Source organism: Acidovorax sp. GW821-FHT11A03 (assembly GCF_058809075.1).
Genome location: NZ_JBXASG010000003.1, coordinates 254,815 through 279,868, shown reverse-complemented (window position 1 = coordinate 279,868; position 25,054 = coordinate 254,815). Strand labels below are relative to the sequence as shown.

The 25,054-nt window shown below is 65.1% G+C and carries 30 protein-coding genes; 4 read left to right on the top strand and 26 right to left on the bottom strand.

The features are described 5' to 3' along the window. Nucleotides 1–17: 17 nt before the first annotated feature. Together AC1RVY_RS08565 and AC1RVY_RS08560 are read right to left on the bottom strand one after the other, a co-directional pair. Nucleotides 18–1,151 (bottom strand): ABC transporter substrate-binding protein, encoded by a 1,134-nt coding sequence (locus tag AC1RVY_RS08565; RefSeq protein WP_492806231.1) that lies wholly within the window; start codon nt 1,149–1,151, stop codon nt 18–20. 287 nt (nt 1,152–1,438) lie between these two features. Then, nucleotides 1,439–2,131 (bottom strand): response regulator transcription factor, encoded by a 693-nt coding sequence (locus AC1RVY_RS08560; protein ID WP_218294033.1) that lies wholly within the window; start codon nt 2,129–2,131, stop codon nt 1,439–1,441. Nucleotides 2,132–2,258: 127 nt separating this feature from the next. On the opposite strand from AC1RVY_RS08560, the gene AC1RVY_RS08555 reads away from it, so the two are divergent. Then, nucleotides 2,259–3,161, top strand: coding sequence for a LysR family transcriptional regulator (locus AC1RVY_RS08555; RefSeq protein ID WP_218294032.1), 903 nt, complete (start codon nt 2,259–2,261; stop codon nt 3,159–3,161). A gap of 28 nt (nt 3,162–3,189) precedes the next feature. Here the strand turns inward: AC1RVY_RS08555 and AC1RVY_RS08550 are convergent, their stop codons facing one another. The 3 genes from AC1RVY_RS08550 to AC1RVY_RS08540 form a co-directional block, all read right to left on the bottom strand. Next, nucleotides 3,190–4,191: a Bug family tripartite tricarboxylate transporter substrate binding protein gene (locus AC1RVY_RS08550; RefSeq protein WP_218294031.1), complete on the bottom strand. Its 1,002-nt coding sequence runs from the start codon at nt 4,189–4,191 to the stop codon at nt 3,190–3,192. Between the two features lie 215 nt (nt 4,192–4,406). Then, a complete protein-coding gene (locus tag AC1RVY_RS08545; RefSeq protein WP_492806229.1) occupies nt 4,407–5,864 on the bottom strand; it encodes an aldehyde dehydrogenase family protein in 1,458 nt (485 codons plus the stop codon). A 25-nt stretch (nt 5,865–5,889) separates the two neighbouring features. Next, nucleotides 5,890–7,491: a GMC family oxidoreductase gene (locus AC1RVY_RS08540; RefSeq protein ID WP_218294029.1), complete on the bottom strand. Its 1,602-nt coding sequence runs from the start codon at nt 7,489–7,491 to the stop codon at nt 5,890–5,892. An 856-nt stretch (nt 7,492–8,347) separates the two neighbouring features. Between AC1RVY_RS08540 and AC1RVY_RS08535 the strand changes: the two genes are divergently transcribed. Beyond that, nucleotides 8,348–8,617 carry a hypothetical protein gene (locus AC1RVY_RS08535; RefSeq protein WP_492806228.1) on the top strand — a complete coding sequence of 90 codons (270 nt, stop codon included), beginning with the start codon at nt 8,348–8,350 and terminating at the stop codon, nt 8,615–8,617. A 76-nt stretch (nt 8,618–8,693) separates the two neighbouring features. Here the strand turns inward: AC1RVY_RS08535 and AC1RVY_RS08530 are convergent, their stop codons facing one another. Both AC1RVY_RS08530 and AC1RVY_RS08525 read right to left on the bottom strand, forming a co-directional pair. Beyond that, nucleotides 8,694–8,963 (bottom strand): hypothetical protein, encoded by a 270-nt coding sequence (locus AC1RVY_RS08530; protein WP_218339594.1) that lies wholly within the window; start codon nt 8,961–8,963, stop codon nt 8,694–8,696. Between the two features lie 98 nt (nt 8,964–9,061). Beyond that, nucleotides 9,062–9,352, bottom strand: coding sequence for a hypothetical protein (locus AC1RVY_RS08525; protein ID WP_492806226.1), 291 nt, complete (start codon nt 9,350–9,352; stop codon nt 9,062–9,064). Between the two features lie 124 nt (nt 9,353–9,476). Between AC1RVY_RS08525 and AC1RVY_RS08520 the strand changes: the two genes are divergently transcribed. Then, nucleotides 9,477–9,653, top strand: a complete 177-nt coding sequence (locus AC1RVY_RS08520) for a type II toxin-antitoxin system HicA family toxin (protein WP_492806224.1) — start codon at nt 9,477–9,479, stop codon at nt 9,651–9,653. A gap of 64 nt (nt 9,654–9,717) precedes the next feature. Further along, on the top strand, nt 9,718–10,146 hold the full coding sequence (locus AC1RVY_RS08515) for a type II toxin-antitoxin system HicB family antitoxin (protein WP_492806222.1): 429 nt from the start codon (nt 9,718–9,720) through the stop codon (nt 10,144–10,146). Here the strand turns inward: AC1RVY_RS08515 and AC1RVY_RS08510 are convergent. The 19 genes from AC1RVY_RS08510 to AC1RVY_RS08420 all read right to left on the bottom strand — a co-directional run bounded on the left by AC1RVY_RS08510 (nt 10,136) and on the right by AC1RVY_RS08420 (nt 24,999). Beyond that, nucleotides 10,136–10,345 (bottom strand): hypothetical protein, encoded by a 210-nt coding sequence (locus tag AC1RVY_RS08510; protein ID WP_492806221.1) that lies wholly within the window; start codon nt 10,343–10,345, stop codon nt 10,136–10,138. The genes AC1RVY_RS08515 and AC1RVY_RS08510 overlap by 11 nt on opposite strands. 62 nt (nt 10,346–10,407) lie before the next feature. Next, complete coding sequence (locus AC1RVY_RS08505) at nt 10,408–10,776, bottom strand: hypothetical protein (RefSeq protein ID WP_492806219.1); 369 nt, start codon at nt 10,774–10,776, stop codon at nt 10,408–10,410. Next, nucleotides 10,773–11,384: a glycoside hydrolase family 108 protein gene (locus tag AC1RVY_RS08500; RefSeq protein ID WP_492806217.1), complete on the bottom strand. Its 612-nt coding sequence runs from the start codon at nt 11,382–11,384 to the stop codon at nt 10,773–10,775. The genes AC1RVY_RS08505 and AC1RVY_RS08500 overlap by 4 nt, the downstream gene beginning before the upstream one ends. Beyond that, the gene (locus tag AC1RVY_RS08495; protein ID WP_492806216.1) at nt 11,374–11,760 is read right to left on the bottom strand and encodes a holin; all 387 of its coding nucleotides are present in this window, start codon (nt 11,758–11,760) and stop codon (nt 11,374–11,376) included. The genes AC1RVY_RS08500 and AC1RVY_RS08495 overlap by 11 nt, the downstream gene beginning before the upstream one ends. Before the next feature lie 5 nt (nt 11,761–11,765). Next, complete coding sequence (locus AC1RVY_RS08490) at nt 11,766–12,341, bottom strand: HI_1402-related protein (RefSeq protein ID WP_492806214.1); 576 nt, start codon at nt 12,339–12,341, stop codon at nt 11,766–11,768. Beyond that, complete coding sequence (locus tag AC1RVY_RS08485; protein WP_492806212.1) at nt 12,338–13,318, bottom strand: hypothetical protein; 981 nt, start codon at nt 13,316–13,318, stop codon at nt 12,338–12,340. Before AC1RVY_RS08485 ends, AC1RVY_RS08490 begins: the two co-directional genes overlap by 4 nt. Further along, complete coding sequence (locus tag AC1RVY_RS08480) at nt 13,315–14,037, bottom strand: head decoration protein (RefSeq protein ID WP_492806210.1); 723 nt, start codon at nt 14,035–14,037, stop codon at nt 13,315–13,317. Before AC1RVY_RS08480 ends, AC1RVY_RS08485 begins: the two co-directional genes overlap by 4 nt. A gap of 9 nt (nt 14,038–14,046) precedes the next feature. After that, nucleotides 14,047–14,367, bottom strand: a complete 321-nt coding sequence (locus AC1RVY_RS08475) for a hypothetical protein (RefSeq protein ID WP_492806209.1) — start codon at nt 14,365–14,367, stop codon at nt 14,047–14,049. Continuing rightward, the gene (locus AC1RVY_RS08470) at nt 14,360–14,689 is read right to left on the bottom strand and encodes a hypothetical protein (RefSeq protein WP_492806208.1); all 330 of its coding nucleotides are present in this window, start codon (nt 14,687–14,689) and stop codon (nt 14,360–14,362) included. Before AC1RVY_RS08470 ends, AC1RVY_RS08475 begins: the two co-directional genes overlap by 8 nt. Nucleotides 14,690–14,700: 11 nt before the next feature. Next, the gene (locus AC1RVY_RS08465; RefSeq protein ID WP_492806206.1) at nt 14,701–15,324 is read right to left on the bottom strand and encodes a hypothetical protein; all 624 of its coding nucleotides are present in this window, start codon (nt 15,322–15,324) and stop codon (nt 14,701–14,703) included. Then, nucleotides 15,321–16,592: a carboxypeptidase-like regulatory domain-containing protein gene (locus AC1RVY_RS08460; protein WP_492806205.1), complete on the bottom strand. Its 1,272-nt coding sequence runs from the start codon at nt 16,590–16,592 to the stop codon at nt 15,321–15,323. Before AC1RVY_RS08460 ends, AC1RVY_RS08465 begins: the two co-directional genes overlap by 4 nt. Before the next feature lie 2 nt (nt 16,593–16,594). Next, nucleotides 16,595–16,867: a hypothetical protein gene (locus tag AC1RVY_RS08455; RefSeq protein WP_492806204.1), complete on the bottom strand. Its 273-nt coding sequence runs from the start codon at nt 16,865–16,867 to the stop codon at nt 16,595–16,597. A 5-nt stretch (nt 16,868–16,872) separates the two neighbouring features. After that, the gene (locus AC1RVY_RS08450) at nt 16,873–19,944 is read right to left on the bottom strand and encodes a hypothetical protein (protein WP_492806203.1); all 3,072 of its coding nucleotides are present in this window, start codon (nt 19,942–19,944) and stop codon (nt 16,873–16,875) included. A 6-nt stretch (nt 19,945–19,950) separates the two neighbouring features. Next, on the bottom strand, nt 19,951–22,788 hold the full coding sequence (locus AC1RVY_RS08445; protein ID WP_492806201.1) for a phage tail tape measure protein: 2,838 nt from the start codon (nt 22,786–22,788) through the stop codon (nt 19,951–19,953). Between the two features lie 123 nt (nt 22,789–22,911). Beyond that, nucleotides 22,912–23,718, bottom strand: coding sequence for a phage tail tube protein (locus AC1RVY_RS08440; RefSeq protein ID WP_492806199.1), 807 nt, complete (start codon nt 23,716–23,718; stop codon nt 22,912–22,914). A 5-nt stretch (nt 23,719–23,723) separates the two neighbouring features. After that, complete coding sequence (locus AC1RVY_RS08435; protein ID WP_492806197.1) at nt 23,724–23,909, bottom strand: DUF7210 family protein; 186 nt, start codon at nt 23,907–23,909, stop codon at nt 23,724–23,726. A gap of 13 nt (nt 23,910–23,922) precedes the next feature. Beyond that, on the bottom strand, nt 23,923–24,333 hold the full coding sequence (locus AC1RVY_RS08430; protein WP_492806195.1) for a hypothetical protein: 411 nt from the start codon (nt 24,331–24,333) through the stop codon (nt 23,923–23,925). Nucleotides 24,334–24,339: 6 nt separating this feature from the next. Next, a complete protein-coding gene (locus tag AC1RVY_RS08425; RefSeq protein WP_492806193.1) occupies nt 24,340–24,663 on the bottom strand; it encodes a head-tail joining protein in 324 nt (107 codons plus the stop codon). Between the two features lie 12 nt (nt 24,664–24,675). Next, nucleotides 24,676–24,999: a DUF2190 family protein gene (locus AC1RVY_RS08420; RefSeq protein ID WP_492806191.1), complete on the bottom strand. Its 324-nt coding sequence runs from the start codon at nt 24,997–24,999 to the stop codon at nt 24,676–24,678. Between the last annotated feature and the right edge of the window lie 55 nt (nt 25,000–25,054).

Here is a 25,054-nt window from a genome sequence, read left to right as displayed (position 1 = left end):
GGTGGATGGGCGACGGCTTATCGGCTGGCCTGTGCGATGGCGCCGCGAAGGGCTTTGACCGCGTCGGGCGTGTTCAACTCCCCCTTGAAGTGCCGGGACACGACCTCGTAGATGGCGGTCTTGACCGCCGGAGGGTTGGCGTTGCCCATTGCGATGGAGCCCATCATCGCCCGGCGCATGTTGGCGTTGCGCATGTCGGTGATGTTGCGGCGCCCGCAGCTGTTGAAGCGCTGGTTGGACACATCCACCCGCGCCGGCGCGGCACCAGTTCGCAGGTTCACGTCTTCCTGGAGCGCCGGGCCCATGACGACCGTGGCGAACGCGGCCTGGGCGGGTTGCCGGCCTTGAGGCTGGCGCAGAAAGACGAACTGATCGCTATTGAACAGGTAGACCCCCTGGGTATCGGGAAACCTCCAGCAGACGTATTCCCGCCCGGGCGCCAGGCCCATTGCCGTGAATTCGCCGTCCACCCAGGAGCCCTGCACCTGCAAGAGGGCTTCCCCCCGGCTGACCAATGTCGTTGCCTCGTCCCAGCGCCGTGTCGGAAAACGGGGCCCCAGGTAGCCCGCCAGCTGTTTCATGCGGTCAAAGATCAGCGTCAGCCGGGCCTCATCGAGCACGCCGGGGTCCAGGTCGATGAATGCCTTGCGGTAGAACTGCGCGCCCCCGACCCCCACGGCCACGGACTCGAACAGCAACGTGTGCTCCCACGCTTCGTGGCCAATGGCCAGCGGCAACACGCCGCTGGCCTTGGCCTTGTCCAGCAGGGCAATGAGATCCGCCCAACCGTCTGGCGCCTGCGCTGCCCCAAGCTGCTGTGCCAGTGCCTTGTTGACCCACAGCCAGTTGGTGGAATGGGCGTTGAAAGGGGTCGCCACCCATGAACCGTTCCATTTGGACAAGCGTTGAATGTCCATGGGAACGACCTCGTCCCATTCTTCGCGCATTGCAATGTCGTCCAGGTTCTCCAGCAAGCCCTTGCGGGCCCAGGCGTGGATTTCAAATCCGATCATCTGCGCGACCGTGGGAGCTTCGGGGCCCAGCCGGCGCTTGGCGAGCGCTTCGGTATAGCGGGCCGTCCCACTGCCGGCAGACGAGTGCTCGGCCCATCCCACGCCATTCAGCAGGGCATGGTCACGAACCGCATTCATGCTGGCACGCTCTCCGCCCGCGACCCACCAGTGCATGACCTTGACACCCCCTTGCGGTGCCTTTGGCGTTGCGCCCCATCCGGGCAGGGCGAAGGTCGCGAGCCACAAGGCAAGGCAATGAAGCGGAAAGCGATGGGACATGGTCAGAGGGGAAGAAAAACGAGAGACCGAGGGAGGATGGGAGACCGTGGACATGCCGCCTATGGCGCAGGCAGGTGCAACCGGAAGACCAAGGCTGCGCCTGCGAATATACGGACCTGCAAGGCTGCAGCCACCCCAGCCCATCATCACCCGGATTGGTGAATCTTGTCGAGCCGGTAGCCGATCCCGTAGACGGCGGAAAGTGCATAGCCGCTGTCCGGGGTCAGGAGCAATTGGGTCCGAATCCGTGAGGCGTGTGTGTCAAGCGTGCGGGTGTGGACATCCCTGGCGTCTGCCCATACCTTCTCGCGCAGATGGTCCCGCGACATCAAGCGCCCGAGGTTCTGAAAGAGGCACAACGCGAGTTCGTATTCCTTGTTCTTCAGCTCGATGCTTTTGCCGTCGAGCACGACCGTCCGCGTGCTGGGTTCAAACCGGTACCGACCGAAGTCCAGCACATCCGCCATGACGGTCGGGTGCGCCCTGCGTAGCAACGCTTGAATACGCGCCAGCAACTCACCCATGCGGACGGGCTTGGTCATGAAGTCATCGCCGCCAGAGGTCAGCCCCTCGATGACATCCTGCTCGCCGTTGCGCCGGGTGAGGAACAGAATCGGCATCGCATCGGGCCTGACCTTGCGGACGGCCTGGGCAACCTCCGGCCCGTCCATATCCGGCAGGTGCCAGTCCAGTATCAAGAGGTCAAACGTCTGATGGCGCAAATCCTTGAGGAGGGATTCGCTTGTCATGTACGCATGGCACACGTGCCCCGCACCTTGGGTCGCGGCGCGAAGGACATCTTGCAGAAGGGCATCGTCTTCTAGAACGGCGATACGCATGGCACCTGGAGCATTGAAACAATGGCCCAAGCTTACTGTGTTTGCCCTGACGGGGCATTGCCACCCGAACCAAGGACTCCTGAGGTAGCCTCAGGGGCAGAGTCCACTGAATTCGACAAAGGGCCACATGGCGAAAGTAAATATCCTGCATCTCCAGACGCTGTGCCAGATTGCACAGCTAGGCAGTTTCCAGGCCACTGCGGACCACATGTACACCACCCAGCCCACGGTTTCCGCGCGCATGCGGGAACTGGAGGGAAGGCTGGGCTTTCCGGTGTTTCACAAGCGTGGCCGCAGGATGGACCTGACGACGCAAGGGCGGGAGCTGGTTCAGCAGATCAAGCCCCTCCTGGCCGCCATCGATGATGTCATTCACACGCTCGACGATGCCTCCCATGCCTCGGGGCTCATACGCCTGGGCATTGCCGGCCTGATCGGCCAGACCTGGTTTTCGCAGTTCATTACCGCTGCGCGGGCGGCCATGCCGCAACTGAATTTTGAGGTGGAGGTCGGGCAGACCTCGCTGAGCGTCAACAAGCTGGAGACGGGCCACCTGGACCTGGTGTTCATGGCCACGCCTTCCCTGACCTCCGACCGCTTTCATGTGGAGCCCATAGGCTCTGTCGACGTGATGCTGGTGGGCTCGCCGGCCCTTGTGGGGCGCGAGGGTGACCAATCCGCGACCCACTGGCTTGAACTGATGCGCTCGCAGCCGGTGTGGTCGCTGTCCAAAGAATCGCCCATGCATCCGATCCTGGCGAAACTCGTCAAGGAGAACAGCCTCCGCATCAAGATCGATATCTGCGGCGATGTATTGACACTGAAGGAGCTGCTCCGGTGCGGCACGGGCATCGGCTTGATGACCTATCCCCTGATTGAATCGGAATTGAAAAGCGGCGAACTCATTGCGCTGAAAGGCGCACCGGCTTTTCCCCGCATTTCCTTCAATGCCGCGTGGGGCATGGACCAGAGCCAGACCGTCATCCGCAAGCTGGTGGCCTTGGCCAGGACCATCTCCACGTTCCAATGAGACGGGGAGGCCGGGAGAGCCTTTGCCTCTACTCCGGTTTCACGCCCGCTTCGCTCAAGAGCTTTTGCCAGCGCGCCACTTCCTCGGCCAGCAGCTTCTCGGCGCCTTCCGTGCTGCGCTGCGCGGCGCTGGGGACCGCCAGGCCCATTTGCCTGTAACGCTCCAGCAGGTCCGCTTGGGCCAGCGTCTTGTTGATGGCCTCGTTGAGCGTATTGACCGTCGCCATGGGAACGCCCTTCTTGACCAGCAGCATGTTCCAGATGGTGTAGTTCAAATTCTTGTAGGAGGTCTCGCTGGCCGAGGGAACGTTCGGCAGCACGCCCACGCGCTGCGCACTCAGCACCACCAGCCCCTTGATCTTGCCCGATGCAATCGAGCCCACCGCCGTGCTGCTGCTTTCCACGGTGTAGTCGATCTGCCCGGCCATCACATCGGACGTCGCCTGGGCCGCGCCACGATAGTGAACGGGCGGCACGTTGATGCCCAGGCCGGCGTTGAGCAGCACGCCCCCCAGGAAGGCGCCCGAGCCGACGCCCGCATCGCCGAAGTTCATTTTCGCGCCATGGGTCTTGGCATAGGCGGCGAACTCATCCAGGTTCGACGCCGGGAAATCGGCGCGCACCGAAAGCACCTGCGGAGCATCACCCACGGAGGCGAGCGGGGTGAAGTCCTTGAGAACGTCGTAAGGCAGATTTTTGTAGACCGAGGCATTCGCAGCCAGCGTTCCGACATTGCCCAGAAGGAGGGTGTAGCCATCGGCCGCGGCCCTGGCCACACGCGACTGGCCTATCGATCCCCCGGCACCGGGAACGTTCTCCACGACGATCGGCTGTTTCAGTTCCTGAGACAGGCCTTTGGCCAGCATTCTGGCCAAGACGTCTGTCGCCCCCCCTGCGGTATATGGAACGATCAAGCTGATGGGCCGCTCTGGATAAGGCCCGGCCTGCGCCCCCAGGCTCAACGCCAGCCCCAGGGGGCCCAGCACGACACGCACGATCTTCGAGATGCTGAAAGTCTTCTTCGTATTCATGGTTTGTCTCCAAAAAAATCAAGCAACGGTCGGTTTCATCTTTTGCCGCCAGCCGCCCCACGACAAAAGGCGGCCTCCTCGGAAGGCGGTGGCCACACGCGGTGGGCCAGCGTGGCTGGCCACTCTTCGAACGGCAAGCAAAGGCCATTGCGCTCAGCAAGGGCGCATGCAGGCTGGTGAAATTCGCGGCGTCCGCTGCGGGGCGCCGAGCCATCTCAGGCCGGGGTGTTCAGCGAAAACGTCACGACCTTTTCGTCGGTCATGTCGCGGATCGCATACTTCGGACCTTCGAAGCCGTAGCCGCTGTCCTTGACGCCGCCATAAGGCATGCCGTCATTGCGCGAGCTGGAGGTTTCGTTCACATGCAAGCCGCCCACGCGCAGATGGCGGGCCATGTAGAAAGCGGTGTTCACGTCATTGGTGAAGACGCCGGCGGCCAGGCCGTAGGGCGTGGCGTTGATGCTGTCAATGACCTCGGACACCGTCTGGAACGGCATCAGGGTGACGACCGGCGCGAAGATTTCCTGGTCCACCACCTTCATCCCGGGTCGCACGTCGGCCAGGATCGTCGGCTCCAGCACGGACCCTTCTCGCTGGCCGCCCGTGACCAGCCGTGCGCCCTGGGCCACCGCCTCGAGCACCCAGGCCTGCGCGCGCATGGCCTCTTTCTCGGCAATCATCGGCCCCACATCGGTCCCGGCCTGCCGCGGATCGCCGCTCTTGAGCGCGCGCGTGGCCTGTTCCAGCCGGGCCGCGACTTCCTCGACCCGGGATTGCGCCACATACAGGCGCTGGATCGACGTGCACACCTGGCCCGCCTTGCGGAACGTGGCACGCAGAATGCGCGGCAAGGCCATGTCGAGATCGGCGTCTTCACAGATCACCGTGCAGGCGATGCTGCCCAGTTCGAGCTGCGTGCGCCGGCTGCCCGCCTTTTGCTGGATGATGCGGCCGACCCGCGTGCTGCCGGTGAAGGTGTAGAAGTCGATGCCCTGCTCGTCCAGCAGCCATTCCCCCGCCTCCGCGCCTTCCCCATGGACCAGGGAAATGAGTTCGGCGGGCCAGCCGGCCTCCAGCAGAACGTCGCAGATCAGGCTGGCAGTCAACGGGGTGTAGCCAGAAGGTTTCAGGATGACCGCATTGCCCGCGGCAATGGCCGGAGCGATTTTGTGCAGCAAGGCGTTGAACGGCGCATTGAAAGGCGTGATGGCGCACACGACGCCCACCGGCGTGCGCAGGGTAAAGGCAATGCGATCTTTCTGGCCGGGGTTGCCATCCATGGGGATCATCTCGCCGCAGATGCGCTTGGCCTCCTCGGCCGAGATTTCCAGCGTATCCAGGCCGCGGTCGATTTCACCGGACGATTCTGCCGCGGTGAACCCCGCCTCCAGCACCATGATGTCGATGAAGCGCTGTCTGCGGGCCTGGATGATCTCCGCCGCCTTGCGCAGGATGCGTGAACGCTTGTAGCCGTCCGGCGCCTGCTTCACATGGCGGCGCGCCACGGCCACGGCCTGCCGGATGTGCTCCCGGGAGGTCTGGTCCACCTGGGCGATCGTCTCGCCCGAGTAGCGGTCGCGCACGGCGAAGCTGGCGCCGCTGCCCACGCGTTGCCCCGCGATCAGGCTCAGCGTCGAAACGGATTCGAGAACTTGAGGGAGGGATGCTGACATTGCGTTGTCTCCAGTCATAGATGCTTTACTTCGCCAAAATCATGTCGGCCGCCTTTTCGCCAACCATCAGGCTGGCGGCCAGGGTGTTGGCGGACGGAACCTGGGGCATGACGGACGCATCCGCGACGCGCAGGTTTTCGCAGCCATGAACCCGCAGCGCGGCATCGACCACGGCCATGCGGTCCTCGCGCGGACCCATCTTGCAGGTGCCCACCATGTGATAGCCGGTGGTGCCCTTCTGCCGGGCATAGTCCAGCCACTCGTCGTCGGTGGCGATGTCCTTGCCAGGCTGCAGCTCCTTCACCAGGTAGGGCGCCATCGCCGAGGAGGCCATCAGTTGCCGGGCGAGCTTCAGCGCTTCGACCAGCGTGCGCTGGTCCAGCTCATGGCTGAGAAAGTTCGGCTGGAGCAGCGGCGCCTGCAGCGGGTCCCTGGACTGGATGTGCACATAGCCGCTGCTTTCAGGCCGCTGCTGCCTGGCGCCCGTGCTCATGCCCGGCATGTCGTCGAGCACGTAGTTGCTGCCCTCCTTGTAGCTGGCCGGCGTGAACAGGATCTGGATGTCGCCGCGCGCGGGGCTGAGTGGGGTTCGCCAGAAGACATGCACGAGCGAAGGGCTCAGCGCCAGGATGCTCGGCTTGCCCGCGAACCACCTGAGCACCTCCTTGCCCAGGCGCCATCCCCGGGACAACTCGTTGAGCGTCGTGGCGCCTTGCGCCCGCGCAATGCTGCGCACCGTATAGTGATCGCGAAAATTCGCGCCCACACCAGGCAGATGCTGCTTGACGGCGACGCCATGCGGGCGCAGCAGCTCGGAGTCTCCAAGGCCTGACAGTTGCAGGATCTTGGGCGAGTTCACGGCCCCCGCGCTGAGGATCACCTCCTTGTTGGCGTAGACCGTGTGCGACGCGCCATGCCGGATGTACTTCACGCCAACGGCGCGATGGCCCTGGAACAGGACTTCCGACACCACGGCGTTTGTCTTCAGTTGCACCCGACCGGTCTGCATTGCCGGCCGCAGGAAAGCATCGGAACAATTGACGCGCCGGTTCCTGTGGATGTAGCGCTGGAAATACCCCGCGCCCAGCTGCTCCCTGCCGTTGTAGTCGGGGTTGCAGGGAATACCGAATTCCTCGCATCCCTTGATGAAGGCATCGCACAGCGGCGAAGCCCAGTCGGGATTCGTGATGGGCAGTTCCCCGGCCGTGCCGCGAAACTCCGGATCGCAAGGCCCCAGCCGGCGCTCCGAACGCTTGAAGTAGGGCAGGACGTCGGCATAGCCCCAGCCGGCATTTCCCATTTTTTCCCAGTCATCGAAGTCCTCGCGCTGACCGCGCGAATACACCAGGCCATTGACCGAGCTGGAGCCCCCCACCACCCGCCCCTGCGGCATGGCAATTTTTCTGTTGTGCGTCGCGGCGGCAGGTTCGGTCTGGTAGTTCCAGGTGATCTTCCCGCCGTACAGGGTTTTGACGAAACCGACAGGAACGCGAATGAAGAAATCCTTGTCCTCGGAACCCGCCTCGATGACGCAAATGCTGTGATGGGTCCGCTCGCTCAGCCTTCTGGCGATGACTGAACCCGCCGGCCCTGAGCCGACGATGATGTAGTCCACGTACTCGTGCATTGTTGGTTCTCCGCCGTGCTTGCGGCGCGTTTGATCTAACTTGCACGTAGACTAAGCCCGCAGAAACATTCAAACAATCAATCTTTTTTTATATAAAAACATAGGCATTTTTTATATTTTTAATGGGCAGCCACTTCGACGACTGGAAAATCAAGAAGTAGCCTGTTGATATCCACACAAAGCTGAACGGGCGCGCACAGAGCCGAGCGCATCGGCCGCACGCCCGGCACCGGCCCGAATCCTGTGGACGGCACCAAGAGCCTGCGCGTACCGGCGGGAGACACGGCCCCCCTGATTCACGCTGCAGGAGGTCGAACCAGCGCTGGCAGACCTGTGCAAGTGCTGCAGCCCGGAGGGGGCGGCGCTTTTTGAGTTCGCGACCTTTGCGGGGCTGCGCGTCAGTGAGCCGACCGGGCGGCAGCCGTGATCGGGCGATCAGCGGGGCGGCCGCAAGCAGTTGGGAGAGTCATCGGTGGTGTTCGCGCCTTGATGCCTGGCACTCATCGCGGGAGCTGGCTCGTAGCCTTCAGGTGGTGGCGCGGGACTGCGCCAGGCGACTCCCCAACGCGGACCGCGAACGCAACCCGGCTGTCCGTCAATGCGGCGCGAGGCCCCTCAGGACGAAGCACGGGCAACCGGGCGAAATGCCCGTTGCGGTGCCAGTTCCTTGGGCACAAAAGAGAAAAGCCCCGAGTGAATCAATCACTCAGGGCTTTTGCGTCTGGCGGAAACGGAGGGATTCGAACCCTATACAGGGCCCATCACAGCACATTTGAGCCGCGCTCCACCTATGAGGCGGGTCGGCTTTGATATGCTGAAATCGGTTCGTTTTGGGGGAGATTTTGGGATAGACCACATGCAGCCGCTGATCACGCAACTGACCGAAGCAATCTACTCGGAGCCCCGCGCCGGTCGCTCCATGCCGGCACGTATCGAGCTGGGTCCGGACCTGTTCCCAGCATTCCAGACCGCGCACCGCGAAGCGATGGAAGCCATCCTGCCAGAAGCGGACAGCGTGTATCCGGGATCGCTCTGCGGGGTGCCCATTGTGAAGGTGAACGAGCCCGGCGCATTTTTGCTCCGGCAGGATGGACAGCGCGGCGTGCTGGAGCTGTCCACACGATAGGTCCTGGCCACTTTGAGGGGCGCCAGAGCGTGGTGCGCGCCACCCTACCACAGCCGAGGGCGGCCCCCCCGCCGGTTCAACCCCGCACCGATCCGTGCAAGCTCATCAGACGCTGCGCGATGCCGTCGGGATCAATGCGCATGTTGCTCATGGGGATGGTGCCCGCGCAAACGTGCTCATACCAGACGTGATACCCGGACAGGTCCGGCATCGGCTGGCCAGCGCACTGGCGGATCGCTGCGGCGATGCCCGGGGCGCCGAACTCGCCCAGCTCCTCGCGGCCGTCGAATACTTGGGCCCGGTAGTTCCCGGGTTCTATCTTGTCGATGCGGAGCGTCAGGATCATGGGTGGCAAGGCGGATGTTAATTTTCTGGACCTACGATGTAGGCACCAAAAATTATCAGCGAAGCCGCAGGGCTGAATTTTGAGCCCTGCTCGCCGCCCTACTTCAGGCGGCTCTCTGGCGGCAGTGCCAGGGTGCCCACGCCCGCCGGTGGGCGCGGGGCAATCCAGTGCACCCACAGCCCTTTGAGCCAGGCCAGCGCGCAGGCAAGGGCCACCACAGCCACGCCCCACTGGCCGCTTTCCCACACGGCCCAGAACCAGAACGGCTGACTCACGAGCCCCACGATGCAGGCCCAGCGCTGAAACCGCGCGCTGCGGCTCTGCGAAAGCCAGATGGCGGTCGGGCCCAGCAAGGCGATGGCGGATTGAACGATCTGGTCTGACGGCATGGCGAGATTCTGCACCACTGGATAAACGATCAGTAGAAATCTTTCTGACGTAGTAGCATTTTTGCTTGCATTACGTAGCATTAATGCTTATACTTCTTCCATCGCAACAACAGAAAGGCAGGCAGTGAAAGCAAGCGAACTGAAGAGGTTCCTTGCAAAACAGGGTGCAACGTTCACAGAGGGAAAGCGACACACCAAGGTCACCCTCAACGGACAGCAAACAGTTTTGCCAAGACACCCCAGTAAGGAGCTTAAAGAAGGAACTAGACAAGCCATCTTGAAGCAACTCAACATCAAATGAGAGAGGGGGCCCGAAAGGGCCTACCTCGGTTCGCATTGCATCTCACTCCCTGCGGAGGTAGTTTATGAAGTTTCCAGCGCTTTTTGATCCCGCGCCCGAGGGGGGATACACCGTAACCTTCCGGGATGTGCCCGAGGCGATCACCGAAGGGGACACCTTGGAGGAGGCCGAAGCCATGGCGCTCGATGCCCTGGTGACAGCCATGGATTTCTACTTTGATGACGGCCGGCCAGTGCCCACGCCCAGCAAGGCAAAAGCGGGAGAGCGCATCGTCGCTCTGCCCGCTTCTGTCGCTGCAAAGGTGCACTTGTTGAATGCCCGTCTTGCGAGTGGCATGAAGTCGGCGGACATCGCCCGCGCCATGGGCATCAAGCCCCAGGAACTGGCCCGGGTGTTCGACCTGAAGCACGCAACGAAAATCGACACCATTGCGGCAGCCCTGAAGGCCATGGGCTATGACCTTGAGCTGAAGGTGGTGGCGGTCAAGGCTTGATTGGCCGCGTGCAGATTGCCAGGGCGGCCACCAACTGCACCTCGTAGCCCTCGCGGCGCTCGATCTCTGCCTGGGCGGCCTGGGTGAACTGGTCCACCGTGGCGCCGGGGCGCAGCGCCTCGGTCGGCATCACGGGCCGGGCCGGTGTGGGCTCCTTGCACTCCACGGGAACGGCCACGTTCACGCGCTGGATTTCCACATGATTTCCGCGTGTGCCGCAGGCAGATAAAGCGCAAGCAGCTATCAAAGCAATAGCGGTTTTCATGGCTGCGCCCTCCCCTTGAGCCATTCGTCCACCCGGGCCTGTGCGCTGGCGCATACATCGCCCGGCACCGGGGCGGGCGCGGCCAGGATGGCGTCGGCCCGCTGGTTGTGGCCCTTGGCCTTCCCGGCTGCTGCAGCGCGCATCGCTGCCCCCTCGCGGGCCTGCTTGTCGGCCAATTCGCGCAGAGCTTCCACGCTGTCGCTGCAGGCGCTGGCCGCCCCGCGTGCGCCGTCGCGCTGGCCCTCCATATCGCGCAGCGCGGTGCGCGCCTCGGCGGCGTCGTCCCGCTGGCCAAGGTAGGCCCAGCCCAGCACCGCATTCGCTGCCAAGCTGGCCAGGATGAGGATCTGTCCCGGGCTCATCATGGCGCGTCCTTTCGCACGGACTCCGCGCAGCGCGCCAGCGGCACGTTACCCAGCCGGTTGTCGGCCCAGCCCACGATGAACATGGGCTTGTTCAGGCCCAGGTAGTGCGCACCCTGCTGCACATCGATCAGCTTCAGTGCCAGCTCGCAGGCCTTCACGCGCCCGCGCTTGCGCTCCAGCGCCTCATAGGCAGCCAGCGACTGGCGGCCGATCTGCCCGTCCACGGCCACAGGCGGGAAGTCGGCGCCGCCCCGGCTGAGGTGATTCAACGACTGCTGGAACCAGCGCGCGGACCGGCCGGGCCCGGCGTTCACCCCCGCGTCCACCAGCTTTTCGCCGACGGCGGGCGACAGCTCGATGACCCGGTGGAAGTTGGGCCGCTCGATGTAGTCGCGCACGTAGATCTCCTGGGCGAACTCCTTGGGCAGCTCGCGCATGGTGCCGGTGTACCCGTGGTCACGGGCCACCTGAACCGTCACGCCGTGGTTCGTCTCGCCGCCCGGGTCGGCCGGGTTGTTGCTGTAGCCGCCCTCAACCGCGAACACCCCGCCCACGATGGCAAGAACGGCCGCACTAAGGGAGCCCCAGACTTTGGCTCTATCGTTCATCTTCATCCTCCCGGCCGCCAGGCAGTGGCACCGCCGGCAGGGGCGCGAGGTCGCTGGGCGGTGGTCCAACATCGACCCCGGCGCGCATGAGGTCCATGCGCAGGGCACGCTCAGCGCGCTTTTGCTCGGCCTCCACCCGCTGCAGCTCCAGAGCCTGCTCGGTCGCGCGGGTGTTGAGAGCCAGTTCCAGGTCCCGGCGCTTGCTGGCCTTGCGCTTGTAATGCACGTTGATCAGCACGCCCACCAAAGCGATCACCAGCCCCAACAGGCCGGTAATGTTCTGCAGGATGAAGGTGCCCACAACACTCACGCCAGCCCCGGCAGCCGTGGTTTTGCTACCGATGTTGGCGAGGGTTTCGAGGGTTTCAGTTTTCATTGCGTTTACTCCAGGCCAGGCCACCCGGCCAGCACGTCAATAAGCTGCAGGGCCTGCGCGTCCTCGCCCGCCGCATCAATAAGGTCCTCGATGCGCTGGCGCGCACCCGTGAGCGCGCCGTGGATGGCTCGGTAGGCGTCGTCCTTCGCTGCGATGCGCTGGGCAAGCACCAGGCGGTCGATGCCGCGCGCGGCGGCCGCACCGTCGATCCACGGTGTAAGCGCATGCGCATCGGCAAGCAGCGCGCGGGCCTCCGAGGTCTGCACATGCCAGCTCTCGCGCTCGCTCGGCGGGTAGCCGGCCGCGATCACTTGCATGCGGCGCTCGTACTCGGAGGAAAGGGCAGCCAGCAGGCCCGCGCGGATCTGCGCTGCGGTGGCGGGCGCCGGTGGCGTGTAGTCGGCTTCGCACTGCGCGATCAGCGCCGCATGCTCTGCAGCATCAGCGCCGAGGTCCGTCCGCAGCTCGTTCATTTGCGAAGCGGCGTAGGCGTGGCACTTCACAACGTCCCCGTTTTCATCGACCCAGGTGGCTTCGATCGCTGGGGCGTTCTCATAGCGAATCAGTTGCTTGAGGATCACGAGGTAGCCCCTTTCAGCACACGAAAATTGATGGTCAGGGCATCGGACAGCCCCGAGATCGTGGTGTTCTCGATGTAGACCGGGACAGAGCCCGTCGAGGGCACACCGGTGCGCACCTTGTAGTTCTGCGGGCTGCTGCACCACACATCCACCCCGTCATCCGTTCCGATCAGCGAGTTGTTGAACGTGAAGGCAACGGAGGTGCCGCCAGGCAGCGATGCGTTGTGCGTCGTGATCCGGCCGCAGGGCTTGTTGAGCGTGACCGCCGTGGACTTGTTGGTGGGTTGCGTGACCGTGCCACCCGCCCCCGTCCCATATCCCAGCAATTGCGGAGTGCTCAGCTGCGCGCCCGCCGGGGTGACATTGAAATCCACGAGCGCCGCACCGACCAAAGTGTTGGCGGCGACAGATGGGTAGTTGCGTATGTAAACGCCACCGGAGCCGGCCTGGACTTCTGTTGATGCAGCCGCCCCTATGCTCGTTCTCCCGCCGGCCGCGAAGTAATAGTTGGCGCAGATACCAATGGTCTTGTTTGTGTCATGGCTCCACAAGGAGCTCCATGCTGTCACGAACTGGATAGGCGTCTTGTCGGTGTCCCAAGCCGAGGCCGCGCCACCGATGCTGAATTTGCCCGTCGTGCTGATCGTGAGGCGCGAGGTGTTGCTCGTGAGAAACGACAAAGGGAGGTAACTCCCGGTGCCGATCTGACCTGAGCGGACCAACGCCTCCGTTGCGCCGATCTCGAGGCGGATCAGGCTTGCGTTGTTCGGGTCTGAAGCGTTGTACGCGCGCCAGCCCGCGGTGGTCCCGGTGCCCGACGGCATCACGGCCACGTCGGTCACAGCGTTCGCCGCGGATGTCTGGAACACGAGGCGGTTGCCCGCCGTCGCGTTCGAGAAATCCCCGATGAAGCGGCGAGCCAGCCCCTCGACAACGATGTTGCCTTCGCAAACCGTGGTGGGCCCCAGGAGTCTCATGCAACCACCATGGCCCGGTACTGGCCGACGCTGGGCGGCGTGCCGAAGGTGAGCTGCACCGTGTTGACGCCGTTGGCCACCCAATCCACCAGCACTCCGGTATCGCCGGAGGCCTCGCGCACGCTGACCGCAACGTCCTTCGTGTTCAGGTTGTGCGTGAGCGTGATCGTGGTGGCCGTGCCGTCGCCAATGGTGGCGCTGTACTTGCGCGCCACGACGGCGGGGTCCACAGAGATCACACCCGACGTGATGTCGATGCCGTTACCTTCGGTGTAGCTGGTGCCGCCGCCCACCTGAGCCCAGACCAGGGCCGTGGTGCCGATGGTGATGGGGCCGTCGGTGGTCATGTGCCACTGGCTGTTCCCTTGGGACGAGCCCTCGGACACGAACACGGCGGCCCCGACCACTTCGCTCGCAGCGTCGAAATCGGTGGCCCGCGCCCATGCGCCGGAGGCGGCCACGTAGATGCCATTGTCGGCACCGGTGCTCTGGTTTTTGACAAGCACGCGGTCGCCAGCGATGACGCTCACGCCGTCGATGGTCTGCGCGCCCGAGAGGGTGATATTGGCTGTGCTGGCCGCCCGCACGGGCTCTTTCCACTTCCAGCCCTGCACAGACGCGTCGAGCTGGGCCTTCGTCACAAGGTCCTGCGGGTTCGTCGCATCGCCCGCGTTGATGATCTTGAAGCCGCCGGCGTCAAGGGTGTTCGTGATTTTCATGGTGGTTCCTCAGTTGCAGTAAGCGAAGCCGGTTAATGGGGTGCCGTGGGTGATTTGCACCAGGTTGTCGTCCACCCAGCGAACGTCGGGCCAGATCTGGTTGCCCAGGTGATCCGCCACAGCGACGGACGGGCGGCGGCCCAGGTTGTGGGCCACAGTCCAGACCGCCGCCGCGATGGACTGCGTGTGCGTATAGGTCGTGCCGCCCGGCGGGCCGGGCTTGCCCACGATCACGGACGCCATGTCCGCAGGCAGCGTTGCGGGCGGCTTCAGCAGCCGCAGCGACAGCACCGGCGGCAGCTGGATTTCGAGGTCCAGGCGTTCAGGCATGGGTGGCTCCACGCACCACGTAGAAGATCGCGGTGTCGGTTGGCAGCACAAAGCCATCGGGGGCGGTCAACTTCACGTCGAACTGCGCCGGGCCCACGATCCATGCATTGGTGTCGAGGCACTTGAGCACGAGAACGCGGGTGGTCAATGGGTCCTCCCAGCTCGCTTCCAGATCGGCCAGCAGTTCGTCCTCTTCGGTGCGCGCCTGCGACTGCAGGGTCCAGCCCACGAAATGCCCGTCAGGGAAGGCACTGGGGATGCGGATCAGCACATGGAAGCTCGCACCGCGCTTGAGGGGGAAGGATTCGTTTTGACAGGTCATGATGTTCTCGCTCAGGCAGCGATGCGATGCGCGCGGAAGATCAACTCGGCGATCTGGGTAGTGCCGTCGAATGCCCGCGCAGTGAGGGTTTCAAGCGCATCTGCGGATGTGTCCGTGCTCACGGCCTTGAGAAGCAACGTGCCGCCGGTGATCACCACGTAGTGGCCGGACGCTGCGTACAGCGGATCAACCGTTGCGGAGTCCCACTCTGCCGTCCAGGTCCCGCCTGGCGCGAGCGCGATGAAACTCCGGCCGGGGAACTCGTCGTAGTAGGTCGTATTGATTTGCAACTCGGTGCAGACAAACCCCTCGGCCGGGATAGGCCGGGCGTTGCCGCCCTCATCCAGCAGCGCAGGCACTCCCGTCCAGAGCGAGCCTTCGAACCCGCCGTAGTAAATTCCGGAAGCCTCGTCGTAATACTCGCTGTGAATCTCTGTGAGGCCTTCCCCCAGCGTTGTGACCACAAGGACGTGATCCGGGGCCGTGCTGATGATCGGCGCCAGCCAGCCCGTGCACCGGACATCACCCGTGGGCACCTCTCCGCCTCCACTGGCGTTGCCGGAAGGGGTCGGCGCGAGCGTGCGCTCCATGCGCACGGTGATCCTGATGTCCGGGGTGCGTTGAATGATCGTCATACGGAGACATCAAACTCTCTGTCTTTGAAGCCAGGCTTGCGAACCAGGAGCGTGTGCGTGCCACGCGTGATGCGGAACTGCACCAGGCCCTGAGCGTCGGTGTTGGCCGTGTAGAGGCCGTCCAGCGTGACCGCCGCGCCGGCCATAGGCTGCCCGGCGTCATCGAGGATGGGGAACGTGGCCACGCCGTCGCGGTAGGTGACCTGCGCGGACTGGGTGGGTGTCGCCACCAGGGCGGAGCCCCGGCGCACCATCTCCACGCGCGGGGCTGTGCTGGCGTACATCTCGCCTTTCAGGGTGTAGCTGCCGCGCTCGCGGTCGCGCGTCACGGAGGTGAGCACGGCCAAGCCGGCGGGCGCGTGCGGGTGGGCCACCTCCACTGTCATTCCCTCGCGCAGCTCACCCACGCGCTCGGACACCTCCGCATCCACCACCCAGCAAGCCCGGGCGGCGGCGGCCAGGCGAGCGGAGCCGATGGCCAGCGCATCGCGGGCGGTGCGCACGGCGGGCAAGTCGATTTGCAAGGGCAAGTCGCCCCACACGGACACGGCCTGAGGCGCGGCAAGGTTCATCGCACTGCGTGCGCCGTTGGCAGCCCAGTCGAATGCATAGGTCACCCGGGCCGTGGTGCGCAGCGCGGTGTTGTCAGCACGGGCGCTGATGCTCTCCACCACGGACGCGTCGAGCGTGGCCACGGGCAGGCCTGGCGCGCGCTGTGTGGCCCAGCCTGGGCGCCACATCGCGCCCAAGGGCTCGACGACAGCCGCGATGGCCGCGCGCAGCGCGATCTCGTCGCCGAACACAATGCCCAGCGCGGTCTGCCCATAGTGCTCATCGAGCCCTGCCCAGGCGTCGCGCGGCTCGGTGTGCCCGCACAAGCGCAGCAGCTCGCGCACGATGGCGGAGGGCGTGGCCAGCAGTTCCCCCGTCTGCGGGTGGCGGCGGCCGGCCACCGTCACGGCCACGGGCTGGCTGGCGGCAGGCTGGGCAAGGCGTAGCACGGAGATGGGCCAGCCCGTGGCGTCGAGCTGCTGCACCAATTGCCAGCCCTGCGTGGGCTGCCCGGCCACGGTCACGCGGTCGATACCCGATACGGGATGATCAGCCACCAGCCATTCGGCGCCGGACAGGTCCAGCGGCACGGGGTTGACGGTGGCGCGGCCAAACACCCACGGCAGCGCGCGCCCAGCGGCCTCGGCGCTGTACTGCGGAAGGTCCTCCACCCGGCGCAGCGGCAGGTTATCGGAGTAGAGCAGCGGCGCGGCCATGGTCATGCCTCCAGGTCGAGCACGATGGACGCGCCCAGGGTGATGGCCTGCACGGCGCCCGCAAAGATCAGCACGCCCGCCTGGCGCAGCTCGGCGCGGTGGCGCAGCACGTCGGCGGCGGCCAGCACCTGGGTGTGCTCGCCCCGGGCGTTGTCCAGGGTGACCGGCATGTTCGGCATCTCGCCGTTGATGGAAGCCCCCGCGGCGCCCACGGCGGTCACGGCAGCGCCCTCGAACACGAGGGGCGGGATGGTGAGGATGGTCAGCTCGAACATGCCGGTCACACCATCACGGGGCGCAGAGGCAGCGACAGGGAAACCACGCGCTCGGCGGTGGACTGCCAGTCTTTGGAGTCCTCCGCCTCAATCTGCTCGCTGTCGATGGTGCAGAGGGAAGCCATAGCGGGGCTATCCAGGTCCGGCACCATGGCCAAGGCCTCCGCACCCTGGCGCGCAGCGTAGTCGAGCACGGAGAACAGAACGCCGTAGCTGTCCGCCAGCAGGGCGGCGTTTTCTCCACTCTCATCCCATTTCCAGCTGCCACCAACGCCCGCGCCGCGGTAGAGCCCACTCTCGTTGACCCCAGTGCCGCGAGACATCGCCCATCCCCGGGCGCGGGTGATCCGTGGCGTGACGGTGGGCTGCCAGCCTTCGCCGGCCCAAAGCCAGCCGATGGAGCCCCCGGCGCCCGCACCGGTGATCGTGAGCCGCAGGTAACGCACCGCGCCTGCATCGTCATCATCGACGCGGACCAGGGACAGCACCGGGTGCAACACCATGGGCTTTGTCCACTCGGTGGCCGTGGCCAGGCCTCCGGACACGACGACAGACGCCCCCGCTGCAATGCCGTGCAACGCCACCATGACGACTTCGACCGGCACCGCGGCGCCCAGGTCTACGTCGAGCGTGACAGCCGCACCATCCCAGGCGAAGGCGCGGCCCACACGGGGCTGGCGCAGCCGGTCGGTGCCGTAGGTGGCCACGGCCCGGAACTGCCAGGTGTCGCCTTCCAGGAACGAAGGCGCCGCGCCAGCCGCAGCTTGCAGCAGCAGGCCATCGCCCAGATCCAGCGCGGGGCCGTACAGGTCGGCCGTGGTCCAGGCGCCGCCGTCGCGCCGCCAGCGCAGTTCCCCACCCTCGATGTCGAATGCCAGCGTGTCACCCACCTCGAACGGGATACCCCCGGGCATCAGGGCCACATCTGCGGGGCCCACGGTGTAGGGAGCAGGCGCCCCTGGGTCATACAGCCAGTCCGCCAGCGCGCCGAGCACGGAGCTGCGGACCGTCCATGTCTGCACCGGGCTGCCGTCCGTGCCGCCCGTGAGCGGCGCCGAGCCAGCCGCGATCACGGGGATGGTGAATTTGTCACCTTCAGACCAGGCAGACTGGTTGTGCGTGTTGGAGATTCGGATCGTGATCGAGTCGCCCACTTTGAGGCGGTGCTCGCACTGGGTGACCAAGCCAATGCCGAATTCCTGGGTGCTCACGATCTTGCCGTCCGCATCGCGGATCACGCTGACATACGGCTGGTTCGTGAACATGGGGAGATAGATTCCCTCGGCGTGCTCCCACAGGTAGTCATCGCCAGGGTCGCGCCAGCAGGGACTCCCCGTTTCCCCACCGGCGTCAGTTTTTGGGAGGATGCCCGCGTGCACGCGGCACAGGTCCATCGCAGCGCTGTACTTGTTGACGAATTCGGCGGTGGCCTCGGCGATCGCATTCGAGCCGCTGCCGGCCAGGGCCGCGTAGTCAACGAACTCGGCTTTCAGGTCCACCACCACCGCATCCCACGCATCGAGCGCGTCGGTGTTTTCAGCAATCTCCAGCAGTGCGCCTTGCAGGTTTTGCACCACGGCGTTGACCAGCGCTACGTCGCTGCCATCGAGCTTGACCCGCGCGGACGCGACGAGCTCAGGGTTGTCGGACGGCTCAAGGCCGATGTTGGTGGCCAGGAAGTCAGCGCGCCACTGCATGAGATCAAGCAGACGTGTCTTTACTGCGGGTTCCATGGCCCCCTCGTCTTCGGGCAACAGGCCCAGGCATTGCAGGCTGACAGGCAGCGCGGGCATGTGCGCGCAGCTGCAATCAGCGGGTGGGCGTTTCTTGTAAACAAAGGTCACCTCCTTGTCGGTAGCGGCGATGCCGAGGATTTCGGGCTTGAAACAGATGGCGGGCAGCCCCTCGCCAGTGAGGCGGGTGGTGGGCACGAAACGGGACTTGATGGAGGCCTGGGCGCTCACGCTGCTGGCGGGCGTGGGGATGGTGAAAGCCACCGGGCCGGCGGTGTAGGGCACGCCTGTGTAGGCGGGCGGCAGCTGGCCGCTGACGCCTCCGCGCACGCTCCAATACTGGGCACCGCCCGTGGCGCGGCCCTCGTTGATGACCACGATGTTTTCGGTTGGGGCGGCAGGATCCACAGCACCCACCACCATCGTCTGGGGACGGCGCACGGAGGCGAGCACGGGCAGCGCGTGCGCGTCGGTGCGCAGCGGGATGTCGGTGACGGCCTGGCCGCCGGGCGCGCGGTCCTCGGCCACCACGCCCAGCACCTGCAGCAGCGCGCTGCGGGCCTGCACCTGGGCCAGGAAGTCGAACATTGTGACCGCCGTGTAGGTCTCGGTGTCGGTGCCGTCGGTCACGGTCAAGGTGTAGTCGCCAGCCACGGCGCGCACGCGCGTGTTCTCGGGCACCTCGTAGGCCAAGGCTGGGTCGAGCCGGTAGGTGAAGCGGCCCTTGTCCCAGGTTTTCCAGGCCCGCAGCACCTGCGGGATACCTGCGAAAGCGATGCGCAGCGCGCCAGCGGGCACCTGGCCCACGGTGCCGGGCGGCTGGCCCCAGTCGAATTGCGCGCCCTCGAAGGACGATGCCCCAGCGCCAATCCCGTCGAGCGTGGAGTAAGGCAGATCGGTGTAGGTCAGGCTGCGGACTACCGTCAGCTCGATGCTGTTGCCGGCGGCGCCAGGCGCCCGGGCTGCCAGTTGCACGCCAAAGAAGTCAAGCACCGCAGGGGTGGCGGCCTTGCCCGCGTCCAGCAGCGAGAACCGCAAGGTCTGCGGCACCGCGCCCAGGTCGATGTCCAGCACGTCCAGGGTTCCGTTACCCACGCCCTGCAGCACCGGGGTCGAGGCGCGCATTTCACCGCCAGGGCCGCCCAGGACCTCCACGTCCACCACGGTGTCGGCGCCGCCCGTGTAGGCGCCAGCGAGCCCCATCGACCCGTTGCCGGAGCGGTTCTGTGCAAGCAGGTGTACCTGGGTGCTCGCGCGCTGCGCGGTGGCCGTGATGGCGGCCGCGCGCACCTTGTTGTGGGCGTTGCCGAGGATGCGGGTGCGGGTGTAGGGTGTGGCGGTCATGGCAGATCAGGACGCGCGGAAGCCGCGGCGGGCAATGTTTTCCATGGCGGGGATGAGCTGGCGGGCAATGCGCTCGGCTTCGGCGCGGTTGCTCAGATCCACGCCCGGGGCGAGGTGAATGTGGATGTCAGGCCCACGCGAAACGCCCGGGCCGCCGCCGCTCGGGCGCTCGCTGATTCCGCCGCTGTCGCGCGTGGGGCCGGGTGGAGGAGGTGGTGGTGCTGGGGCCGCGGGAGGCGTGGGCTTACCCCCCACCCCGTTGAGCAGCTTGGCTTCCAGCTCCTGCAGCTCGCGGCGCATGTCGGCGATCTGTTTGCTGGTCGCAGGGTCGCGCACCTGGCCGCCCAGCTGGGACATCATGCTCAGGAGCACGGCGAGCTGGCGGGCGCGCAGCGCGTCGGGGTTTGCGATGTTCTCTTCGCCGTAGCGGCGCTTCACATCCTCGTCGATTTGCTCCTGGGTTTCACCCTGGTTGATGCGCTCGCCCGCAGTGTTGAGGGAGTACCCCTCCTTGTCCATGTTCCACTTCTTGCGGTAGGCCTCGGCGGCTTTCTCGGCGGCGGCTGCCTCGCGCTCGAGCAATGCAATCTGGCGCTCGGTGTAATCGGCGCTGAGCTTGTGCTTCATGAGGATGCGGTCCATCGCATCCTCATGGGCCCGAATGGCTTCGGCGGTTTCGCGCCAGCCACCTGCGAGGCGGCCCAGGCCTTCGGTGCTCTTGTTGGCAAGATCGAGCGTGGCCCGACCGGCTTCGTCAACAGACAGTTTGTAGCCGTGCGCTGCAGCTTGAGCTCGGATCCAGGATGGAAGAATGCCGCCGTCCGCTGCAGCGATGGCCTTCTCAGCCATTGCGGCCCACGCGCGGTCAATGTCCCTGGTGGTGCTGTTCGAATCGTTGCGGATCAGTTCGAAGGCCTTGCGAGCACTCTCTGCCGCTTCTTGCAACTTCGCGGAGCTGACCACCCCCAATCGACCGAACGCAGCCCCCACCTCCTTGGCCAGCTCGTCCAGCTTCTTTTTGTATTCCTCCGCAGTCAACGTGCCCTGCCTCAAGGTTTTCTGGAACTCGTCCATCACCTTGATTGCTTCGTTGATATTGCCGTCAGCCTTCAGCTGTTCGTAGCGCCTATTCAGCTCAGCGATCTTTGCCTCATGAGCGGCGGCGGCTTGCTCGGCCAGCAATTCTGCGTTGGCCTTTTTCTGCATGGCCACGCCGTAGTCCGCAGCCGCCTTGGCACCGTTCCCAAGGTCTTCGGCGATCTTGGCCATGGCCTTGCTTGTGAGCACCGCCTGTTTTTCCGATTCGGACATGGCCTTGGTGACACCGGTCCAGCCCTCGCGCGCCAACTCTGCGCCCTTCGCCGAATCTTCAAGGGCATGTTTCGCTTTCTCGCCCAAGGCCTTGCTGGCGGCTGCGGTTGCTTCGGCGGACAGGCGCATTGCATCGGCCGCGCGCTGATACCGCTCGGACACCTCGCCAAAGGTGATCTTTGCGAAGGCTTCAACGATCAAAGATGCACCGAGCTGGATGCGCGCGAACTGGGCTACCACGATTTCCGTGGCCTTGTAGATGCCCACCATCGCGAGATCCAGGCCGCCGGTCAGTAGCCCCCATGCGAGCTTGACAGCGTTGCCCGCATTCGTGGCGTACTCGCCGATCCGAGTGAACGACTCGTTCGTGCGGTCCGCAAACTCCTGCATGCGGGCGATGACCACGGCAAAGTCCACGGTAGCCATGAACTCGCGCACGAACTGGATTGCCTGGCGCATGGCCGTGGCGATGGACTCGCCGAACTTTTGCACTGTGCCGTCCTCGACGGCGCGGCGGAAAGCGGCGGTCAGCTCATCGACCGCCTGCTTGAGCACCGGCAGCACAGGCGTGCCCAGCACGTCAGTAACGGCCTTCCAGGCGTTTGCCATCGATCCGAGAGAACCGTTGAGGTTGTCCCGCAGGGTCTTCGCCGTGGCCGCGGCGCTGCCCTCGGCATTCTTCAGCTTGCCGATCAGATCGTCCAGTGCGCCAATCCCGGCATTGAGCAGGCCGCGCAGGGCCGGACCCGCCTCCTGGCCCACGGCAAGAATGGCGTTTGCGCCACGCGGGCCGGCGGCTGCCAGTTGCTTCAACGCCTCCTCGAAGTTCGTGGTCGTGATCCCCATCAGCGCAAGTTCGTTGCGGAACTTGGACGCGGGGTCCAGGAACTGCGACAGGATCGAATTCAGCGCAGTGCCGGCGCGGCTGGCGTCGATGCCACCGTCGGCGAACTTGCCCAGAATCCCCACCGTGGTTTCCAGGCTCATGCCCAGGGCGTTGGCAGCCGGAGCGGCGTAGCTGAGCGCCTGGGCCAGGCCGGTGACGGAGGTATTGCTGGCGTTCGCCCCCATGGCCAGCACGTCGGCATACTTGGCGGCGTCCGAGAACTTGCCCCCCATCGAAGCGATGATCTTGGTCAGGAACTCCGACGACTCCGCCAGACCGACCTCGCCGGCCTGCGCCAGCGCTATGACACCGGGCAGCGCCTCCATCGCCTGGGTGGCATCCGCCCCAGCCTTGGCCAGGTTGGTGAGCGCGTCGGCCGTCTCCACGTTGGAGAAACCGGACTGCGCCGCTGCATCCTTCGCTGCCTTGGTGAGCAGCTTCATTTCCTCGGCACTGGCACCCGTGGCGGCCTTCACCCGGCTCATCGCGGACTCGAAGTCGGCCGCGCCCTGCACCATCCCGGAAAACGCCTGAATGCCGAAGTAGCCCAGGATGGCCGCACCCACAGCCGCTACCTTCGCCTGCAGCGAATCGAACACCTTGGAGGCGTTGTCCTTCGCGTTGATCAGGATCTGAATGGGCTTCACGGGCGGGTTCTCGTGGGTGGTATGGACCGGGCAATGCAGCGGCTTCAGCTACCGCCACTGACGGCGGTACTTGAAGACGCTCGGCGCGCTTGGCGCCGGGCGGGTCAGGGGTGGGACGTGGGCTTAGTCGAGCCAGTCCACGCGGGCAAAATTGCCGTACTCGGGGTCGTTGCCCAGCTCGGAGGCGTAGAGCACGCGGCCGGTGAACTGCATCGTGATGGGCTCGTCGGACAGCCAGTTGTAGTCACCGCCGGGGACCATCGATGTGCACGGCATGATCAGGCGGGCCTTGCGGCCGTTGTGGTTGATGCCGTTGAACAGGATGCCCTTGCGCACCGCGTTCGCCTGGGTGAACGCAGCGATGTTCACGTAGGCCGCGTGCGCGTAGTCCACCTTGAAAGGTTGCACCGCAGCGGGCGACGTGGGCAGTGCCAGGATCTTGATATGGCTGTGCTCGGGGCTCTTGATTTCGTAGTGAGTGCCCTCGTCCAGCTCAATCGGCGTGCCGCTGGTGCTGTCCTCGATCACGATGCTGCTGGCGTTCGGATGGCGCAGGAACACGTTGTCGCCAGCCACCACGGTCGGCAGCTTCTCCGCCGTCACCGTGCCCGCAGCTTTGTCCACTGCCAGGCCGTACAGGTAGTGCGCGAGCAGCCGGGGGGCGATGTGCTGCAGCTCCAGTGTGAAGGTCATCTCCGCAGGGCCCGCGATTTCTTCCAGGTCCAGGCGCTGGCCGCTGCAGCTTTCCTTGATCGTGCTGGTTTCCTTGGTGAGCGTGGTGGACAGCGTGCGGTTGCCGCAAGGGAAGGCCTCCACGTTGACCATGTACGCCATGTCCTTGGTGCCGTTCACCGGGTCGTAGTCGCCCCAGAGAATTGGGCCCTGCCCCTTCCAGCTTTGGGACTTGGTGGTGTTGATGGTTGCAGCCATGATGCTCAAGCCTCCTTCGGCGTTGCGGGGGTTTTGGTAGGCGCGGTCTTGCTCGCGACCTGCAGGCCGACAAGCCAAATGACTTTCGACTCGGGCAGGTCCAGCGGTGCGCCCACTGGGTATTCACGCCCTGCATGCCGGTGGGGCTTGAGCAGGTAGATGGTCTCGGTGTCTTTCTCTTGCTTGGCCATGGTCATTCCTTGATCAGCACTCGCAGTGCTTGCTTGTGAATTCGGAGTCGGTCTGGAAGATCAGTTCGCATCCGGCATAGGCATCCACCACCGGAAGGTCGCGGACGGCACTCAATTTGAGGCGGGCCCAGACGTGGCCGGTGGCATCTTTGATCTGCAGGCCGTGCAACTCGAAGTGCGCGGCACGAAAGGCCCCATCCATCTTCTGATCGGCGGTATCCGAGCGTTCCAGGATGAGCCGCACGGACACCGAAGGGGTCACCGTTGACGTGTCTTTCCCATCCACACCGGCGCCCAGGACGCGGACGACCACGGCGGGATACTTCTGGTTGTCCATCAGGGACAAGCCGCTGCGCACATCCCAGGTCTGGAAGTGCGGCGCGTTGCGCAGGTGCTCAGCGATGGCGGTGGCGGCGAGGAACATGCGGCGTTACCCCTTCAGCAGAGCCAGCGGCACGCGCTCGGCCCAGCCGCTGGAATCGGGTTGCACGCCGCCCGCGACCGTGTAGGTCTTGCCGTCGATGGTCAGCTTGCTGCCCTGGGTGAGACCGGGTGTTTTGCCCAGGTACAGCGAAACCGCGTACTCAGGCAGGTCGGCGACCTCGCCGTCGTTGCCGAACATCTCCACCGCCCCGGAATCGAACACGACCGCAAACGGCTCGCCGCCTTGGTAGACGGCCTGCGCGTTGGCGAGGCGACCCAACACAGCGCCATTGATGCGCTGTTCCTGGGCGGCGAACGGGTTCAGGGCCATGATGCGTCCGGCTCAGGCGTTGAGATGCAGCCAGGCGGTGGTCGCGCCGTTGCCTGCAGCCTTGGCCGCGTAGCCGGCCAGGGTGTTGCCGCTGGCGGTAGTGGTGAGGCGGAAATCGTCCGCATCCCAGTACAGCAGCGCACCTTGTGCCACCACATCGGTGCTGAGCTTGGCCAGTTCGACCACGCCCTTGACACGCAGGGGACCGGTATCACCCGCGGCGATGGCGGTCATCGCAATGCCGATGCGCGCGCCGATGACCACCACGGCGCCGCTGGCTACCGCAGCGCCCGGGGTGTAGTCCAGCACGTCGCCAATCTGAACGAAGTTTTTCATGATGAGGTTCCTTGAGGGATGGGGTTCGAGACGGGCTTGGCGCCGTGGCGCCCTC

What these genes read in the sequence shown, in the direction of transcription:
- AC1RVY_RS08565 (WP_492806231.1), bottom strand. Translation starts at nt 1,151, where the DNA reads ATGAATGCGGTTCGTGACCATGCCCTGCTGAATGGCGTGGGATGGGCC.
- AC1RVY_RS08560 (WP_218294033.1), bottom strand. Translation starts at nt 2,131, where the DNA reads ATGCGTATCGCCGTTCTAGAAGACGATGCCCTTCTGCAAGATGTCCTT.
- AC1RVY_RS08555 (WP_218294032.1), top strand. Translation starts at nt 2,259, where the DNA reads ATGGCGAAAGTAAATATCCTGCATCTCCAGACGCTGTGCCAGATTGCA.
- AC1RVY_RS08550 (WP_218294031.1), bottom strand. Translation starts at nt 4,191, where the DNA reads ATGAATACGAAGAAGACTTTCAGCATCTCGAAGATCGTGCGTGTCGTG.
- AC1RVY_RS08545 (WP_492806229.1), bottom strand. Translation starts at nt 5,864, where the DNA reads ATGTCAGCATCCCTCCCTCAAGTTCTCGAATCCGTTTCGACGCTGAGC.
- AC1RVY_RS08540 (WP_218294029.1), bottom strand. Translation starts at nt 7,491, where the DNA reads ATGCACGAGTACGTGGACTACATCATCGTCGGCTCAGGGCCGGCGGGT.
- AC1RVY_RS08535 (WP_492806228.1), top strand. Translation starts at nt 8,348, where the DNA reads ATGCAGCCGCTGATCACGCAACTGACCGAAGCAATCTACTCGGAGCCC.
- AC1RVY_RS08530 (WP_218339594.1), bottom strand. Translation starts at nt 8,963, where the DNA reads ATGATCCTGACGCTCCGCATCGACAAGATAGAACCCGGGAACTACCGG.
- AC1RVY_RS08525 (WP_492806226.1), bottom strand. Translation starts at nt 9,352, where the DNA reads ATGCCGTCAGACCAGATCGTTCAATCCGCCATCGCCTTGCTGGGCCCG.
- AC1RVY_RS08515 (WP_492806222.1), top strand. Translation starts at nt 9,718, where the DNA reads ATGAAGTTTCCAGCGCTTTTTGATCCCGCGCCCGAGGGGGGATACACC.
- AC1RVY_RS08505 (WP_492806219.1), bottom strand. Translation starts at nt 10,776, where the DNA reads ATGATGAGCCCGGGACAGATCCTCATCCTGGCCAGCTTGGCAGCGAAT.
- AC1RVY_RS08500 (WP_492806217.1), bottom strand. Translation starts at nt 11,384, where the DNA reads ATGAACGATAGAGCCAAAGTCTGGGGCTCCCTTAGTGCGGCCGTTCTT.
- AC1RVY_RS08495 (WP_492806216.1), bottom strand. Translation starts at nt 11,760, where the DNA reads ATGAAAACTGAAACCCTCGAAACCCTCGCCAACATCGGTAGCAAAACC.
- AC1RVY_RS08485 (WP_492806212.1), bottom strand. Translation starts at nt 13,318, where the DNA reads ATGAGACTCCTGGGGCCCACCACGGTTTGCGAAGGCAACATCGTTGTC.
- AC1RVY_RS08480 (WP_492806210.1), bottom strand. Translation starts at nt 14,037, where the DNA reads ATGAAAATCACGAACACCCTTGACGCCGGCGGCTTCAAGATCATCAAC.
- AC1RVY_RS08475 (WP_492806209.1), bottom strand. Translation starts at nt 14,367, where the DNA reads ATGCCTGAACGCCTGGACCTCGAAATCCAGCTGCCGCCGGTGCTGTCG.
- AC1RVY_RS08470 (WP_492806208.1), bottom strand. Translation starts at nt 14,689, where the DNA reads ATGACCTGTCAAAACGAATCCTTCCCCCTCAAGCGCGGTGCGAGCTTC.
- AC1RVY_RS08465 (WP_492806206.1), bottom strand. Translation starts at nt 15,324, where the DNA reads ATGACGATCATTCAACGCACCCCGGACATCAGGATCACCGTGCGCATG.
- AC1RVY_RS08460 (WP_492806205.1), bottom strand. Translation starts at nt 16,592, where the DNA reads ATGGCCGCGCCGCTGCTCTACTCCGATAACCTGCCGCTGCGCCGGGTG.
- AC1RVY_RS08455 (WP_492806204.1), bottom strand. Translation starts at nt 16,867, where the DNA reads ATGTTCGAGCTGACCATCCTCACCATCCCGCCCCTCGTGTTCGAGGGC.
- AC1RVY_RS08450 (WP_492806203.1), bottom strand. Translation starts at nt 19,944, where the DNA reads ATGACCGCCACACCCTACACCCGCACCCGCATCCTCGGCAACGCCCAC.
- AC1RVY_RS08440 (WP_492806199.1), bottom strand. Translation starts at nt 23,718, where the DNA reads ATGGCTGCAACCATCAACACCACCAAGTCCCAAAGCTGGAAGGGGCAG.
- AC1RVY_RS08435 (WP_492806197.1), bottom strand. Translation starts at nt 23,909, where the DNA reads ATGGCCAAGCAAGAGAAAGACACCGAGACCATCTACCTGCTCAAGCCC.
- AC1RVY_RS08430 (WP_492806195.1), bottom strand. Translation starts at nt 24,333, where the DNA reads ATGTTCCTCGCCGCCACCGCCATCGCTGAGCACCTGCGCAACGCGCCG.
- AC1RVY_RS08425 (WP_492806193.1), bottom strand. Translation starts at nt 24,663, where the DNA reads ATGGCCCTGAACCCGTTCGCCGCCCAGGAACAGCGCATCAATGGCGCT.
- AC1RVY_RS08420 (WP_492806191.1), bottom strand. Translation starts at nt 24,999, where the DNA reads ATGAAAAACTTCGTTCAGATTGGCGACGTGCTGGACTACACCCCGGGC.